At 31.1% G+C, this 17,172-nt stretch carries 17 protein-coding genes; 6 read left to right on the plus strand and 11 right to left on the minus strand.

Going from position 1 to position 17,172, the window contains the following annotated elements; genetic code table 11:
• Window positions 1–647 precede the first annotated feature (647 nt).
• Window positions 648–1,046 (minus strand): translation initiation factor IF-5A, encoded by a 399-nt coding sequence (locus OTK55_RS01715; RefSeq protein ID WP_274870228.1) that lies wholly within the window; start codon window positions 1,044–1,046, stop codon window positions 648–650.
• 409 nt (window positions 1,047–1,455) lie between these two features.
• On the opposite strand from OTK55_RS01715, the gene OTK55_RS01720 reads away from it, so the two are divergent.
• Window positions 1,456–2,073, plus strand: coding sequence for a biotin transporter BioY (locus tag OTK55_RS01720; protein WP_274870229.1), 618 nt, complete (start codon window positions 1,456–1,458; stop codon window positions 2,071–2,073).
• Between the two features lie 225 nt (window positions 2,074–2,298).
• Here OTK55_RS01720 and xerA read toward each other — a convergent pair whose 3' ends face one another.
• Window positions 2,299–3,249, minus strand: coding sequence for a site-specific tyrosine recombinase/integron integrase (xerA, locus tag OTK55_RS01725; RefSeq protein ID WP_274870230.1), 951 nt, complete (start codon window positions 3,247–3,249; stop codon window positions 2,299–2,301).
• A gap of 92 nt (window positions 3,250–3,341) precedes the next feature.
• Complete coding sequence (dnaG, locus tag OTK55_RS01730) at window positions 3,342–4,679, minus strand: DNA primase DnaG (protein ID WP_274871738.1); 1,338 nt, start codon at window positions 4,677–4,679, stop codon at window positions 3,342–3,344.
• Between the two features lie 499 nt (window positions 4,680–5,178).
• Here dnaG and OTK55_RS01735 point away from each other — a divergent pair, with 499 nt between their 5' ends.
• The 3 genes from OTK55_RS01735 to OTK55_RS01745 all read left to right on the plus strand — a co-directional run bounded on the left by OTK55_RS01735 (window position 5,179) and on the right by OTK55_RS01745 (window position 7,040).
• A complete protein-coding gene (locus tag OTK55_RS01735; protein ID WP_274870231.1) occupies window positions 5,179–5,469 on the plus strand; it encodes a DUF211 domain-containing protein in 291 nt (96 codons plus the stop codon).
• A gap of 163 nt (window positions 5,470–5,632) precedes the next feature.
• Window positions 5,633–6,304, plus strand: coding sequence for an RraA family protein (locus OTK55_RS01740; protein ID WP_274870232.1), 672 nt, complete (start codon window positions 5,633–5,635; stop codon window positions 6,302–6,304).
• A 451-nt stretch (window positions 6,305–6,755) separates the two neighbouring features.
• Window positions 6,756–7,040: an H/ACA ribonucleoprotein complex subunit GAR1 gene (locus OTK55_RS01745; protein WP_274870233.1), complete on the plus strand. Its 285-nt coding sequence runs from the start codon at window positions 6,756–6,758 to the stop codon at window positions 7,038–7,040.
• Window positions 7,041–7,065: 25 nt separating this feature from the next.
• Here OTK55_RS01745 and OTK55_RS01750 read toward each other — a convergent pair whose 3' ends face one another.
• Complete coding sequence (locus OTK55_RS01750) at window positions 7,066–7,623, minus strand: hypothetical protein (RefSeq protein ID WP_274870235.1); 558 nt, start codon at window positions 7,621–7,623, stop codon at window positions 7,066–7,068.
• Window positions 7,624–7,849: 226 nt separating this feature from the next.
• Between OTK55_RS01750 and OTK55_RS01755 the strand changes: the two genes are divergently transcribed.
• Entirely contained in the window at window positions 7,850–8,785 is a 936-nt protein-coding gene (locus OTK55_RS01755; protein WP_274871739.1) for a transcription initiation factor IIB, read from the plus strand.
• A 172-nt stretch (window positions 8,786–8,957) separates the two neighbouring features.
• On the opposite strand, the gene OTK55_RS01760 is transcribed toward OTK55_RS01755, so the two are convergent.
• Together OTK55_RS01760 and pyrH are read right to left on the minus strand one after the other, a co-directional pair.
• On the minus strand, window positions 8,958–9,152 hold the full coding sequence (locus OTK55_RS01760; RefSeq protein WP_274870237.1) for a DUF2116 family Zn-ribbon domain-containing protein: 195 nt from the start codon (window positions 9,150–9,152) through the stop codon (window positions 8,958–8,960).
• A gap of 32 nt (window positions 9,153–9,184) precedes the next feature.
• Window positions 9,185–9,859, minus strand: a complete 675-nt coding sequence (gene pyrH / locus OTK55_RS01765; RefSeq protein WP_274870239.1) for a UMP kinase — start codon at window positions 9,857–9,859, stop codon at window positions 9,185–9,187.
• Between the two features lie 362 nt (window positions 9,860–10,221).
• Between pyrH and prf1 the strand changes: the two genes are divergently transcribed.
• Window positions 10,222–11,457 carry a peptide chain release factor aRF-1 gene (gene prf1, locus OTK55_RS01770; protein WP_274870240.1) on the plus strand — a complete coding sequence of 412 codons (1,236 nt, stop codon included), beginning with the start codon at window positions 10,222–10,224 and terminating at the stop codon, window positions 11,455–11,457.
• Window positions 11,458–11,707: 250 nt separating this feature from the next.
• Here the strand turns inward: prf1 and OTK55_RS01775 are convergent, their stop codons facing one another.
• From OTK55_RS01775 to OTK55_RS01795, 5 genes are all read right to left on the minus strand, one after another.
• Window positions 11,708–12,316 carry an ABC transporter ATP-binding protein gene (locus OTK55_RS01775; protein WP_274870241.1) on the minus strand — a complete coding sequence of 203 codons (609 nt, stop codon included), beginning with the start codon at window positions 12,314–12,316 and terminating at the stop codon, window positions 11,708–11,710.
• A 1-nt stretch (window position 12,317) separates the two neighbouring features.
• Window positions 12,318–13,274 (minus strand): oligopeptide/dipeptide ABC transporter ATP-binding protein, encoded by a 957-nt coding sequence (locus OTK55_RS01780; RefSeq protein WP_274870243.1) that lies wholly within the window; start codon window positions 13,272–13,274, stop codon window positions 12,318–12,320.
• 11 nt (window positions 13,275–13,285) lie between these two features.
• Window positions 13,286–14,152, minus strand: coding sequence for an ABC transporter permease (locus OTK55_RS01785; RefSeq protein WP_274870244.1), 867 nt, complete (start codon window positions 14,150–14,152; stop codon window positions 13,286–13,288).
• On the minus strand, window positions 14,130–15,122 hold the full coding sequence (locus tag OTK55_RS01790; protein WP_274870245.1) for an ABC transporter permease: 993 nt from the start codon (window positions 15,120–15,122) through the stop codon (window positions 14,130–14,132). Before OTK55_RS01790 ends, OTK55_RS01785 begins: the two co-directional genes overlap by 23 nt.
• Window positions 15,123–15,222: 100 nt before the next feature.
• Entirely contained in the window at window positions 15,223–16,851 is a 1,629-nt protein-coding gene (locus OTK55_RS01795; protein ID WP_274870247.1) for an ABC transporter substrate-binding protein, read from the minus strand.
• Window positions 16,852–17,172: the final 321 nt, after the last annotated feature.

The raw sequence follows: 17,172 nt of genomic DNA on the forward strand, positions 1-17,172 counted from the left end.
TTATTTGAATCTATTTCCCAGTATAACAGGAATAGAGTTTAAATTAAAAATATAATTAAAAATATTGAAAAAAAGGTTATGTAGTTAATTAATAGAACTTAGCATTTTTTTATTCTATCTGATTAGCTATTATCTTTCAAAAATAAATTATAATTAATAATTTTATTGCTCAGGATTTTATTGTGTAGATTAATTCCTTATTAATTTATCTCTTGAAAAGAATGTTATAAAGTATTTAAAGATTAATAAAATATTTTTCATAAATCTTTAAAAAAATTTTGAAAAAATTATACTATATCTTTTTAAATTTAATATTTTGTGAGTTTTTCTTTTATTTAACTTTAAATACTATACCATTCGTTAATAGCTAATTAACTAATTATATATTATGTTGATACTCCTATATAAAAAATTGGTAATTCATCACTAATTATCATTAAATTTTTTTGTATAATATTTTCTGTATAAAATAAGTATTGTTTAATATTATTATCCTAGTTAAGAGATAATATATAACTTTTAACTATTGATATTATAAATATTTCGAAAATTAGTGAAATTTTAATTCAGAAAAAGTATTCAATTTTATTTTAAAAAAAAGGTATTATTATTTATTATATGTAATAAGAAAATATGAGAAAGAAGAATTAGTTTCCTCCTTTTGTTCTCATGATTTTCATGTTTCCTAATGCTTCTATGTATTCTACTTCTTTACCTTCTGTGATTTGATCTTTTAATTCATCAGGTATTGGTAAATCGATGGTTTCGTAGGTTTCTAAATCCATAATTTGTACTTCTGAACCCATGATTGCAATTACTTGACCTGCTCTTTTATCAATGATAGGTATGTCTACTTTTGCGTTTACAGGTTTTACAAGACTTCTTTTTTGGTTATCGAATATTCCTACTGCTTCTATACGAGCTTTTGCTGCTCCGTGTTTACCAGGTGATGATGTTGATATACTGGTAATTTTTGAAGCTTCTCCATCTAATACTAAGTATTTTCCTTGTTTTAAAGTTTTAATTTCTACTACTTTTGTTGGCATTAAATTCCCTCGAAAATAAATAAATTTTATATTTTTTTATGATTTATCCTAGATAATTCATTGTTCTTCCATTAATCATGTATTAAACAGTATTATACTGATTTGAAGAACAATCATCGTTACTTTCTAATTATAAGTAATTAAATCACATTATAAAAAAATTAATTGTATAACATTGATACAATATAAATATGATATAATTTATATTCAATCTAATTAATATAAGTTACTCTCATCTATAAGTATCTATAGATATTAGGAATACATAATATGTAATAATGATGAAAAATAAATATCTTATTATAAGATAAATAATCTTATAATTACTGATTAGATTTAAAGAAAATCTAATATATTTTTCAATAATTTTAATAAGATATTATAAAATAAACAATACGAGGTAAATTATATGCCTATAAACAGTAATATTAATAAATTTCATGAGATGCAATCATCATGGTATACATGGAGAAATAATGCAAATACCATTACGATGGTAGGATTATCATTTCTAGTTGCATGTTTCACCGGATTAATGGCACAAGTAACAATTGCAACTCCTTGGAGTCCAGTATTAATCTCATTCCAAACATTTGCAGTACTACTTGCAGGTGCATTCCTCGGAGAAAAATGGGGAGCATTCAGTATGGTATTATATGCATTACTAGGAATTATAGGAATGCCATGGTTTACTGGAATGGAACACGGCTTTGCATGGATTTTATCAGCTAGTGGAGGATATATTGTAGGATTTGTTTTCGCTGCAGCATTCACTGGTTACATGTTTGACCATCATCCTAGTTCTAGAAAACCTGTTCAAACAGTAATTGTTATGTTAATAGCTAACTTCATTTGTATATACATTCCAGGATTAATTGGATTATATAACTTTATGTTAGGTACTGGCAGTGCATTATCAATTAGTCAACTAATATTAATGGGTGTATTACCATTTATTGTAGGTGACATTATAAAAATTGCAATTGCATCTGGTATATCAACATCAATATTACCAAAAGAAGATTAAATTCTTTAATAATGTGAAATGGAGAATATTATTTTTTCTATTTCATTAACTTCTTATTTTTTTAATAATATACTCTTTATTTTAATAAACACTATTTCTAAAAAAAAGTTTATATGATAACTAAAAAAGGGATATCATAGTCTATGTTATATTTAATATTCTACAAAAAAAGTATTTCTATTCAAAATTTAAAAAAAATAATAGATAGTACTGAAAAATTATAAGTTATTCAGTAGTACTATCTATTGGATTTTTATGTACATTATGATCTCTGTTAAGCCATGCTTCATCATATACATTTTTAAGAGTATGCATATCCACACTTGTATAAATCTGTGTTGTACTAAGATTACTATGTCCAAGTAATTGTTGAATAGATCTTATATCAACACCATTTTTAAGTAAGTGTGTAGCAAATGAGTGTCTTAATATGTGGGGAGTTACCCGTTTATTAATACCTGCTCTTTTAGCATGATCTTTAATCATTAACTCTATGTAACGTGAGGTTAGTTTATTATTTTTTTGGTTAACGAAGAGATATTCATTCTCCACTCCCCGTTTATCAAGATATTCATTAATAAGATTTAATGTAGTATCATCAAATATTACAATTCTATCTTTTTCTCCTTTACCTCTGACTCTTATTGTTCTTTCATCCTCATCAATCGCTCTTATCTTAAGATTTACTAGTTCAGATACACGTAATCCTGTAGAGTATAATAATGTTAAGATTACTTTATTTCTTAAACGTGTGATATTCTGTGGGTTTGATTTCTTAGGATCATAATCTGCATCTCTAGCATGTATAAGATCATATACTTCTTGTTCATTCAAGGATTTTGGTAGTGATTTTGTTCTTTTTGGTGCTTTAATTTCATCATATATTGGAATTTCAGCATATTCAAAGAATTTCTTTAACACTACTGTTACCAGATAAAGGTAGTTCTGTGATACTTCCTTTTCTCTTTTTAGGTATTGTAAATATCTTTTAAATGAACGTAGCATGTCTTTTGGAGAATTAAGCTTTTTTTGTGATAATAGAAATCTGTGAAAACTGTTAAGGATTGACTTGTATGTTTTCAAAGTATTTGTTGAGTAACTTTGAATATCTAATTCAAGTATGTAGTCCTCGATTTGATCTTCTAATTCTAATTCTTCTAGGTATTCTGATGTCAAGTAGATACACTTCCTTATCTCTATTTTCACTTATTCTACGATTTCTTCTATTAAGTTTATCATAATGTATTTTTTTATGATTGTTGTTGTAATTATTTTGTAATTATTTTTATTGTTTCAGGTTTTTTTACAACTTCATTCATTTTTACTGCTGTTAGACATTCAACATTTTTTTCTCTGGCAAGATCAACCAATCTTTGACTTATTATTCCATCAAAGACTACTGTTTTTACATCATCTTGGGTGTTTTTTATTTCATTGTATATGTTTGCTACTGGTACTTCCTTGATTTCATTGAAATCTGCGTTGTAGAATTTTCCTTTGCTGGTTCCTGATAGTTGGTTTAATATTTTTTGATATTTGTTTAGTTTTGGTTGTTTTTTTTCTGTTTCCTGTTTTTGTGTGTTCTCTTCTTTTTCATGTCTGGGTTTGTCTTCTGGTCTGTGTTGTTTATATTGGTGTCTTATTTCTTGTTTGTGTTGTGGCTGTTTTTTTTCCTCGTGGTTGTATTGTGTTGTTTGTCTGTGTATTTTATTGTTTTCTGTGTGGTTGTTGTTTGTTCTTGGTTTGTTGTGGAATTTGTGTTGGTTATGGTTGTAATTTGCATGACTTGTTATTTTGTCTACTGATGTTTTGTTTTTTAGTGCGTAGATTACTTGGTCTTTATCTAGGTATTCTACTTCCTGTCCTCTTGGTGCTCTTGTAACATAGTCTATGTCACCTATTTGGAGTAATTCTTTTAGTATTAGATCTCCTCCTCTGTCACCATCTAGGAATGCTGTTATTGTTCTATCTTTTGTAAGGTCTACTACTGTTTTTGGTATGTTTACTCCTTCTACTGCTATGGTGTTTTTTATTCCATATTTTAGTAGGTTTAGTACGTCTGATCTTCCCTCAACAATGAGAACTGCATCTGATGTTGGAGTATTTGGACCTGCAGGAAGGTTATCTTCACCATATTCTATAATTTCAGGCATTCTTATTGATTCTTTAACTTCTTCTATCATTCTTGAACTTTCAGGTGTGAAGTCTTCCATCATGTTCTGATATAATTCTTTTGCTCTTTCAACAATTGTTCGCCTTTTTACTGCTCTTACATCTTCAATTTTCGTTATTTTTAGGTTTGCTTCGCATGGACCTACTCTATTTATTGTTTCTAATGAAGCAGCGAGTATTGTTGTTTCTACTCTATCTAAGCTTGATGGTATTATTATTTCTCCCTGGGTTCTTCCTGATTTGTTAGTCATCTCTACTTTTATTCTTCCTATTCTACCAGTTTTCTGTAATTCTCGTAGATCCAGACTATCACTTAGAAGTCCTTCGGTCTGTCCAAATATTGCTCCTACAACATCCGGTTTTTCTACAAAACCCTTTGCATTTATTTGTGAATGTATTAAATATTTTGTTGTTGTAATTTCATCTTTTACCATGTAATAATAATCTTCGTCATCATGGTATTTGGCATTTTTATGTGTCATTTAATCGCCTTTTTTTTATATTTTAAGCGATTGATGAAAGGAATTGTTTCTATATATTTATTATTGTTAAGGAAATATTCAATGATGAATTTCCATAACTTCGGTTTATTTATGATTTTAGTAAATTTTATAATAATATAATAAATTAACTTAAGAATTCTTCTTATATGAAAGAATCTAAGTAATTTTAGTCTTCCATTAGAATTTTAAGCCTTATTTTTATCATGTTTTATCATACAACATGTAATTATTGTCATCAATAATTAATGCTTATTATTGTAATAAATTCATACATATATTTTATAACTACTTCGTTATATCATATACAGTTAATAATTTATATCATATATTATATTAAGTTATTGGATAAACTATAGAAGAATATATCTAACATAAAAAATATATATATAGTAAAAACTAGCGATTATATTAATCGGAGGATATTATAGAAATGGAAAATTCATTAATAAGAGTAGTTTTAGACATACTAAAACCACATTCACCATCACTACCATCATTTGCTATGTATTTAAGTAGTCTTGAAGGTGTAGATGGAGTAAATATAACATTAATTGAAATAGATAAAGATACAGAAAACATTAAAATTACTATGGAAGGAAATGACTTAAATTACGATAAAATACGTGAAGCAGTAGAACATTACGGTGGATCAATCCATAGTGTCGATGAAGTTGTTGCAGGAAGAAGACTTGTAGAAGAAGTAACAACACCACAGGACTAAATAAACTAGTATCTAACTAACCCCCTCTTTTCTTTCATTCATTTCTTAATTATTAATTATTTTTTTTAGATAATGAAACTTGAATAAAAATATAATGTATAATAAAACACTAATCATATGGAGAACATTAATACAATAAATTATTATATAGGATGTGCATAAAATGTCAGGAAAAATAACACCAAAAACTGTTTTAAATTTCAATAAAAAAGAGCCTAAGAAAATAACACTAGATAATTTACTTGATATTTCTAGTACAGATAATGTGTCAGATGCAATGAAAAACTTATATGGAAAACAAGGTTTACTCTGCGATGTTAAACCAATAGATTCATCATATAAGGTAGTTGGAAAAATTAAAACAGTTGAAACTGATTCTTATGATTGGGGTACATGTATAAAAGGAATCTATGCTGCTGAACCTGGAGATGTGTTACTCATAAAATGTTCAGATACCGAACATGCTGTCTGGGGTGAAATGGCTTCTCAAGCAGCTAAAAAACATGGATTAAAGGCAACAGTTGTATATGGAGCATCACGTGACACTCCTGATATTATAAAACTAGGTTATACAGTATTTTCAAAGGAAATAAAATCCCGTGCAGGTCTACCAACAAATGATGGTACCATAGGAGACAGATTAATCCTTGACGATATGGCTATTTGTGATGGAGACATCCTTGTTGGAGATATGGATGGTGTTGTTATTATACCACAAGAAAAAGTAGAGGAAGTACTTGAAGAAGTTAATAATATTAAAAAATTTGAATCTAGTTGTATTAAAGAATTAATAAAAGAAGATAAGCCATTAGATAAGATATTAAAAATAGAATAAAATTTTTTATTAATCGCCCCCATTTATTTAATCTTTTTTTACAATGTAATAGAATATGAACTAAAATAAATTTATCATGCATACTATGTGATATAACCTGTTCCTATAGTAAACCTATTTATAAAAAAATAGATAGTATTTAAAGCTATCCAAAAGTATAAATATAAAGACATGTAAACTTTATAATATCATTTATAAAAAAAATGTGATAAAATATATAAAGGAAAAAAATAATTTTTAATGAATAAAAAAATACAATTCAGAAAAAACAGAAAATCACCTTCAAAACTAAAATAAACATAACAACCACCCTTCAATAAACCAAGAGAAATAATTAAGACTAATTTTCAAAAAAGTATAATTAATCCAATAACAATCATCAATCATTTTATTATAAAAAAATTATTAATTCCAATTCCATATAATGGAATAAAATAAAATATTAAAGAAAATGACGAAAAAAGATAATAAATTTAAAGAAATAGGTACAATAAGCCACATAACAAGCACAAACAAAATAATTGTACCGTCAAAACAAACACCACGGATTGGCACAACGATACTAAACAAAAAACACAAGCCAATAGGTAAACTAAGTGACATCTTCGGATCCACTAAAAAACCATACCTATCAATAAAAACCAGCAAAAAATACAGAAAAGCCAAGCCCGGTGAAAAAGTATATTTACCACCAAGAAATAATAAAAGGAGGATGAAACAACGGCAGGCATACTAAAAAGAAAAAGAAGATACGGAAGACCTCACAAAACACGAAAATCAGAGAAAAACAAAAAATCATCCAAAAAAGAAACAACTGAGAAACCAACACCCACCACAAAACCAAAAACACAAACCAAACCAAAAACTAAAAAACGAGGACCGGGAAGACCACCAAAAAGCAAAAAAACCAGTAAGAAAAAAGATGAGGCAATCACAGATACCGAATCTAAACATACGACAACAATCCTAGAAAAACAAGAACCACCAAAGAAAAGAGGACCAGGAAGACCACCAAAAAGTAAAAACAAGAAAACACAGGAAAAAGAAGTTAAACGAGGCCCTGGAAGACCAAGAAAAGAAACAAAAAGAAAACCAGGAAGACCTAAAAAAGAAACAACTGAAACAAAACCTAAACGAAAACCAGGAAGACCAAGAAAAAATAAGAAAAAAGAAGACGAAACTAAGACAACAACCAAAAGAAAACCAGGAAGACCACCAAAGAACAAAAAAGAAGAGAAATCCAACGACGATAAGAAGAAAGAGAAAAACAAGAAACCAAATCCATTACTAGAAATAATGGATAACTTCAAAGACGACAACAACGACACATCATCCGATGACGATACTGAAGCAGAATTAAACGATTTAATAATCAACAATCCAATGGGAGATAATGTTGATGTTATAATACCTGAAGATTCTGATATAGAACTCATGTCCAATTCTGACCTAGACGTTGAAGAAATCATCAAGATAGACACAACAGACACTGATGAAATTGAAAAAGAATTAGAAAATAATAATGGACTCAGTGAAAAAGAACAGATGAAAGAAGACGTTGCAGAGATGGAGAAAAAAGAGACAAAATGTCCAGAGTGTGGTTCAACAAAACTAATCAATGACCATGAACGTGGAGAAGTAGTCTGTGGAGCCTGTGGTTTAGTAATCGATGATAACATTGTAGACATGGGTCCGGAATGGAGAGCATTCGACCATGAACAGAGAGATAAAAGAACCAGAGTAGGAGCTCCAATCACATACACAATACACGACAAAGGACTATCAACTATGATAGACTGGCGTAACAAAGATATCTATGGAAGAGATATACCAGCAAGAAACCGTGCACAATGGTACAGATTAAGAAAATGGCAACGTAAAATCAGAATCAGTGGTGCAACAGAAAGAAACCTGGCATTTGCATTAAGTGAGTTAGACCGTGACTCATCAAGATTAGGACTTCCAAGATCAGTACGTGAATCAGCATCAGTTGTATACAGAAATGCTGTGGACAACAAACTTATACGTGGACGTAGTATTGAAGGAGTTGTAGCTGCATCATTATACGCTGCTTGTCGTAGATGTAAAGTACCAAGAACACTTGATGAAATTGCAGAAGTATCCAGAGTAAGTAAAAAAGAAGTTGGAAGAACTTACAGATTCCTAACCAGAGAATTACATATAAGACTACCACCAACATCCCCTATCGACTATGTACCTAGATTTGCTAGTGAACTAAACCTATCAGGTATTGTTCAATCTAAAGCAATAGAAATCATTAACCAGGCAATGGAAAATGGTTTAACAAGCGGTAGAGGTCCAACAGGTGTAGCTGCTGCTGCATTATATATTGCAAGTGTATTATTAGGTGAAAGAAAAACACAACGTGATGTAGCAGATATTGCAGGAGTAACAGAAGTAACAATCAGAAACAGATACAAAGAGTTAACAGAACAACTAGATATGGGTGTAAACCTATAATACTAGTTATTTAATCCTCACCATTCTCCTTTTTTTAGAAAAAATAGCTAATTATATTATTTATTTAAGAAACAGTTACGAATTAAATTTTATTTTATAGAAAAAAATAGTATTAAAAAGGGAATTATAGAAATAAAATCCCTAGTCATTTATATAAAAAATATTTTTGATTCTAGAACGGTTTAAATACCATTACAGCCCATACTATGATGAATAATATAACAACACCATATAATATTTTTCTTTGTTTTGCTACTTGTTGCTGTTTTAATTGATATTGTTCCTGACATTTATCAGAGCAGAATGATTCAGTCATAGGAATAGGTTTACCACAAATAGCACAATGTCTATGAGCTTCAACTACCATAAAATATTACCTCCCGTAGGTCATGTGAATGTCTAATCAGTAGTTATGAGTGTACCGATAGGTTCATTGATAGCTTTTTTAACATTCTCTGGATTGTTACCATTAAGTATTACGGTTTTTATACCTGAACGTTTTATTATTTCTATAGCTGTTTTATCAATGAATTCATAAGTACCTGCTTTTGTTTCGTTGCCTGATACTATTTCCATTAAGTTATCTGCTGTTACTTCATCGAACATGACTGCGTCATCATACTTGTTTGGATCTTTATCATATAATCCGTCAACACTAGTAGCATTGATAACTAGGTCTGCTCCAACAAATTCAGCTAGAATACTACCAACAGCATCTGTACTGTGAGCAGGTTCTGTACCACCCATAACAACAATTTTATTAGTAGCAGAGTATTCTAGTGCTTGTTGGAAGTTAACTGGAATAGCAGGGAATGCTATGTCTTTAAGAGCTAGTTGAAGTAATCTTGCATTAATTCTAGTAACTTGTATTCCAATCTCGTCACATATGGATTCTGTTTCACCCATATCTCTGACAACACTTATATAATCACGTGCAGGTCTACCTCCACCAACAACAATGAATATTTCATGTTCATTGTAGAGTTCTCTGATTACATCTGCATATGCTTCAAATTTCTTATTATCATATTCTTTTAGTAGAATTGATCCACCAATTGTAATAACTATACGCATTAATACTCTTCTCCTAATAACTTTAATCAATATACTACAAACAATCTATAGAATAGAAAGTTTAAATTTTAACTATTTATATTTATCTATTCTATTATTTTTATATTTAATTGATAAGCAAAAAACTAACATAAAACTAAAATAGAATATAAAACATAAATATAAACATAATGTAAAATTGAATATTATTCACATATATATTCAAAAAATAGAGTAACAGGAACTAAGGATTACATGACAATAGAGTGATTAAAGTATAATCCAATGATAAATAAGAAAGTCACCTGCTACTAAAAACAACACATATTAACGCTAAACAATATCATCAAATTATTAAAAAAAAAAGGAAAGTGAATTATAAAATGAGTGACGTATCATCAAAAGAAATGTACGAAGTTAAAAAAACTCTAAAAGAATTAGAAAATAAGAAAGGAAGAGGAACTGAACTAGTAAGTGTATACATACCGCCTGACAAGCAAATTAGTGATGTAAGAAAACAGATGGTTGACGAAATCGGACAGAGTTCAAACATTAAAAGTAAACAAACAAGAAAAAATGTACAGTCAGCTATTGAAGTAATTATACAAAGATTAAAACTATTCCCAAAACCACCAGAAAAAGGATTAGTAATGTTTGTAGGTATGATTCCAAAGGGAGGACCTGGAACAGAGAAAATGGAAACATACGTATTCCAACCACCTGAACCAGTACAGACCTACATATACCACTGTGACAACCAATTCTTTGTAGATCCACTAAAACAGATTATAGAATACAAGGAAGTATATGGAGTAGTTGTACTAGACAGAAAAGAATCAACCATAGCAACATTAAGAGGAAAAAGAATAGATATCATCAAACACTTAACTAGTGGAGTACCTGGAAAACATAAAGCAGGAGGACAGTCACAGAGAAGGTTTGACAGAGTAATTGAATTAGCAGCACACGAATTCTTAAAACGTATAGGAAGACATGTTGATGAAGCATTCCTACCACTGAAAGATGAACTAAAAGGAGTACTAATTGGTGGACCAGGACATACAAAGAATGATTTTGTAGACGGAGACTATATACACTATGAAATACATGATAAGATTATCAACATTGTAGACACATCATATACTGGAGATTTCGGAATAAGAGAAGTGATAGATGAATCCATGGATACATTAGCAGAAATGGATATCATCAAAGAAAAGAAACTTATGAAAAGATTCCTCCACGGATTAATATCAGAAAATGGATTATCCACATATGGTGAAGAAGAAGTTAGAAGAAACCTGCAGATGGGAGCAATAGAAACACTGCTGCTATCTGAAAACCTTAAATCAAAAAGACAAACATACACCTGCCCAGCATGTAACACAATAGAAGTCATAACAACAAGACAACACCAGGAACCACCGGAAAAAAGATGTCCAAAATGTAATGAAATCATGAAAATAACAAAAACACAAGAAACAACAGAAGAACTAATAGAACTAGCAGAAGAAGTAAACACCAAAGTAGAAATAATATCCATCGAAACAGAGGAAGGAACCCAATTAGACAAGGCATTTGGTGGAATAGCAGGAATACTAAGATACAGAGTTAAATAAATAAAACACTATTAACCCCCCCCCCCCTCAAATACCTTTTTTTAAAATAAAATTAATAAAAAAATACCTCCACATACACATGAACTACTTATAAATAAAGAAATAATAATATAACCCTTATTCAGAATAAAAGAATTCATAATATAAAACAAGATTACTACTTAACTACCATTAAAATTAGAAGAAAAAATAAATAAAACAATAGAAAAATAATTAAAAAAAATAAAAGCAGGGTATTAAAATAACAGACCTACTTATTTAAATCATCAAGATAAACAATATCATCAGTAACCCTATTTAATAATCGCTTATCATGACTGACAAGAAGAACACCGACATCCCTCTCACGGACAATGGTAAGTAAACTATCTAAAATCTGAACCTGAGTAACAGCATCAAGCATAGTCGTGATCTCATCAGCAATAATAAACTTAGTTCTAGGATTCATTGCTCTGAGAATAGAAAAACGCTGTAATTCTCCACCGGATAACTCTGAAGGAAAACGTTTGAACCATTCTTCCTTAATACCAAAAGTATCAAGAACATCCTCTGGTGGCATCCAAGACTCAGTAAGTACCTGACGCATATTCCAGCGCGGATTCATAATCTTCTCAGGATGCTGATAGATTAATTGAATAGGATTGAATCCAGAGCTAAACTGTTCACCATTAACGGTTACCTGACCATCATAATTCTTGATAAATCCAGTTAATATCTTACAAAAGGTACTTTTACCACTGCCACTATCACCAAATAATCCTATAACCTTATCATTAGTCATTTCAAAGTTCACATTATCCAATACTTTATGTTTACTTGTGTATCCATAGGATATGTTTTCTGCCTTCAATGTATTCATATTAATCCTCCTCAATTAATGGATGATAGCATCTGATCATTGTCCCATCTATTTCTCTAAGTTCCGGAAGTTTATCAATACACTCCTCTGTCTTATATGGACAATTATCCTGGTACGGACATCCCTCTGGTATATGCATGTATGATGGCTGATGACCCTCTGTTAATTCAAAGTACGTGTCAGGTAATGCTCGGTACAATGATCTTGTATATGGATGTAACAGGTTTTCACCCTCACCCCTGAAGTTTTCAGTATCAGTAATCTCAATAACATAACCGAGGTATAATATTGCTATACGGTCACTGGTTCTCATTGCAGTATCAATATCGTGGGTAATCAGAATCATGCCCACACCATCATTTTTCAAGTCAATAAGACTATTAATTGTTTCTTCAACAGATTTCTCATCTAAACCTGGTGTAGGTTCATCTGCAATGATTGTATCCGGATTATTTAGTAGTGCTGTTGATATTAATACTTTACGTGCCATACCCCCCGATAGTTGGAAGGGATACATTTCATCAACTTCCTCTGATAAACCATAACGTTCAAATATTTTTCTCTGCTTACTCAGACGCTGTTCTCTTATCTCAGGGTGGTCCTCATCCACATATCCTATAGCTTGTTCTTTAACCTTCATTAACGGGTTAAGATAATTAACAGATTGAGGTATGAGACTGATATTCTTACCACGTACCTTTTCCTGCAGTTCTGGTGTCAGTTCCTCACCTTTATATTTTATACTACCATTAACTTCTGCATTTAATGGCAGAATACCCAGAATGGCATGTGCAAGTAGGCTTTTACCTGACCCGCTAGAACCAAGAACTGCTAATATTTCATGACTATGAACTGTCATTGTTAAATCAGATATAACATGTAGTTTACGTTGTTCCAGTCCCTTGAAATACTGGTTGAAAGATATTGAAAGATTCTTTATTTCTAATAACTCATCCATGCTTAGTCCTCCTATGTTTGTGCACTCTGCGGATCTAGTAGTTTATGGACATTCTCCCCTATAAGATCAAACAGCAATACTAAAAACAGTAATGACAATCCCGGGTAGAATGCTAGCCACCAACAGCCCAGACTAAGATAACTCATACTTTCTGATAAGATTATACCTATTGCCGGTTCGTGTGGTGAAAGACCAAATCCGAGGAAGGTTATACTTGCCTCGTGCATAATTGCATGAGGGAACATTAAGATTACTCCTACAATAATCTGTGACACTACACTAGGTAGAATATGATGTCTTGCAATCCATAGCTTTGATTTATCCAGATTTTCAGATAATTTAACATATTCTGTTGTTTTAAGTTGTTTTATCTCTGCTCTAAGTACTCTTGCTAGTGGTGTCCAGTGTGTTAGTCCAACACCCATAATTACACCATAGAATCCGCCTCCACAGGATATGGATATTAGTATAATTAGTAATATGTGCGGAATTGAACCGAACAGGTCAATAGCAGCTGCTACAAATTCATCAGCTACTCTGTTAACACTAGATAATATACCAAATAATACTGCTATAATTGTACTTACAACAGATGCAAATGCACCTACTCCTATACTAAGACCTAATCCTAGCAGTGTTCTTTGGAACATGTCACGGCCCATCCAATCAGTGCCAAATATATGTTCAAAGGAGGGTGCTTCATTAATACTTGCAAAGTTAGTTGTTAAACTACTAGAATCAATGAAGAAATTACTAAGAAATACACTGAGAAGAATTAAAGATGCAACAATAATTATAACCAGTGTTTTAGTTCTGAGGTTAGCATGATATAAAACCCATGGTCCTTTGTCTTCTTTATTCTTTTTCAAGATTCTCATTCTCCTTTATTCTTGGATCAACAAAGTAGTATAGTATATCTGCAAATAGGTTACCTGCAAATACGAATATAGCACTTATCAGCACTATACCTAATAGTAGTGGCACATCACTTTGAAGTCCTGCTGCTACTGCTGTCTGTCCGATTCCAGGATACTGGAATACTTGTTCTACTAGTACTGCTCCACCAAATAATTCACTGAAATTCATGAATTGCAATGTGAGAGCAGGAAGTAATACATTTCTTATAGCTTGTCTTTCAATTAAAGGCCATCCTGATTCTCCTCTTGCCTTAGCAAATAATATGTAATCAGAGGATAAGACGTCAACTAATTCATTACGTGTGTATAATGCTATTGGTGCTACTCCAACAAGACTTAACGTTAATGTTGGAAGTACCAGTCTTGCAATCCACTGCCATATTGTTACATCTGATTCAACTGTTCCAATGGGAACTCCTAATCCTATTGGGAACCATCCCAGATATACTGAGAATACTATCAGTACCAGTAGTCCTATCCAGAAGGATGGTGCTGATTGCAATATGTAACAGTATACTTTTACTAGTTTATCTATCCATGAACCCTTATTTTTACCTGCAACAATTCCTAATCCAAATCCGAGCAACCCACTTATAACCCAGGATATTGCCATTAATACAATAGATGCTTCAAATTTCTGTGCAATAACATCGACTACTGGAATACGGTATATGAGTGATGTTCCAAGATTTCCTTGTAATAACATGAGTAACCATTTACCAATTTTAGTAGTTAATGGTTCACCAACACCCCAATACTGTTCTAGTGAAGCTCTTTGAGCAGCTGACACTGCTGTTTGTTGAAGATATGCATTTACTGGGTCAATAGGAGATAAATCTAGTAAAATAAAACTGAAAATTGCTACTGCAATCATTAAAACAATGAAATGTATTGTTTTATTTCTTATAAAAAGCATTGCTTTTTTATTCATTAAATACCCCCATATTGTAATAAAAAACTTATTTATTAAAAAAAGAAAAGAACTGGAAATTTACTGTTTTAATCCCAGTTCCCTAATAGTTTATACTATTCTAGTTAGTAGAGTTATCACGAGTCCAGTCACAAATATTGGCCATGTAATCCTGTCCCATTTTTGGAGCCGTACCCATGTTAATACCATCTTTTACAAAGTAACAGTAATGATAATCTGCTACCCATAACCATGGTGCATCACCGTTAGGACCAAATCCTGAGCCATCGCCAATGTATGCCGCCTGTGACCAGTACTGGTTAGCCTGGTCCTGGCTGGTTGCACTCATTGCTTGGTCTAGTATACTGTCTACCTGTGAATTATTATATGCGTTAGGATTCATATAATCATCACGTGTTAGATTTTCTTTACTGTGATACTGCTGATAAGTGTTTCTGTATGGGTCATCAGAGGATTGCTGCATTAATACTCCCTGACTGTACATGTTTTTGTAGATTGTATCCCAATCCGTACCTTCTAGTTCTACATTAATACCTATTTGTTTTGCTTGTTCTGATATAACTGTTGCTAGTGCTTGTCTTGATTGATCTTTAGAACTGTAGTATAATTTGAATGTTGCATTTGTTCCATTTTTCTCCACTATTCCATCACCATCAGTATCAGTCCATCCTGCCTCTGATAGTATCTGTTTTGCTTGGTCAACATTATTATCAGTTACTTTTGATGCATTGTTTGCATATGGTAATGAGTCCACACCACTGAATTCTGGTGTACCATGACCTTTGTATACTGAATCAATAATCTCCTGACGGTTAATACCTACATTTAATGCTTTTCTTATTGCTGGATCAGCTGTTACATTATTTCCTACTGGATCTCCTTCAGCTGTTTTTATTCCAGTGTCATTTAGATATGGTAGTGACACACCTTGTGCACGTGGACTATCATAATCTACTAATTTGTATCCATCTACTGTTTCATTTAAGCTAGATAGTGGTGCTTGTACGACATCTGCTTGACCAGATTTTACTAGTTCAAATGCTGTGTCCTCTTCTGGGAATAACATTGTAACCTGTGTGAAGTATGGTTTTTTACCATAGTAATTATCATTTACTTCAAAGATTGCCTGTTGTCCTTTATCCCATTGTTTTAATTTATATGGTCCTGAACCTACAGGATTAGCACCGAATGTTGTGTTATTATATCCATCTGCTTTAACAATACCAATGTATCTAAGATTATATACAAATGATGATTGTGGTTTAACCAGTTTCATCTCAACAGTAGTATCATTAATTGCTGTAGCACTATCAAGGTTAGACATGTCTAACTGTGAATTACTAGTTTTAGCTGTGTTAAATGTGAAAGCTACATCTTTTGCTGTTAAACTTGAATTATCAGAGAATTTTACCCCGTCTCTTATATTAACAGTCCATGTTAAACCATCTGAACTTACATTATAACCAGTAGCTAAATCATTAACAAAATTACCGTTCTCATCTGATGTTAATAATGTACTGAATATGAGAGGATTAAAGTTTAAGTGACCACATCCCCATCCAGTTAATGAATCAAAACCTGTTTCAGGTTCACCTGCGTGACCTGGACATGTAACAACAATATGTGTTGGATCATTATCATTACTAGTACCAAAATAAGAAGCAGCAGCTATTACAGCTATGACTATAATAATTAAAGCTACTATACCATATTTTATCTTCTTATTCATTATTTATATCTCCTACAGTACCCCCTCTAATAAATTAATAAAAAATTATTCACAAAATCATCCTCATTAACATTAGAAAAGTAATACTTTTTTTATAAAACTTATTATAATCCTATTTATGAATTCAATTATATTTAAATCTTACGTAGAGAAATAAACAATTAATAACAAAAGTAATAAAAAAAGGGATAAAATAAACTAAAAAGTAATACAAATAAACAATGTACATAAAATAAATAAAAAAAATAAACAAAATCAATAAACTTATATAACATGATAAATAAATAAAAAAAATAGAAAAAAAAACAACCTGGCGGTCCT

The sequence above is a fragment of the Candidatus Methanosphaera massiliense genome (assembly GCF_028890305.1).
Lineage (GTDB): Archaea > Methanobacteriota > Methanobacteria > Methanobacteriales > Methanobacteriaceae > Methanosphaera > Methanosphaera massiliense.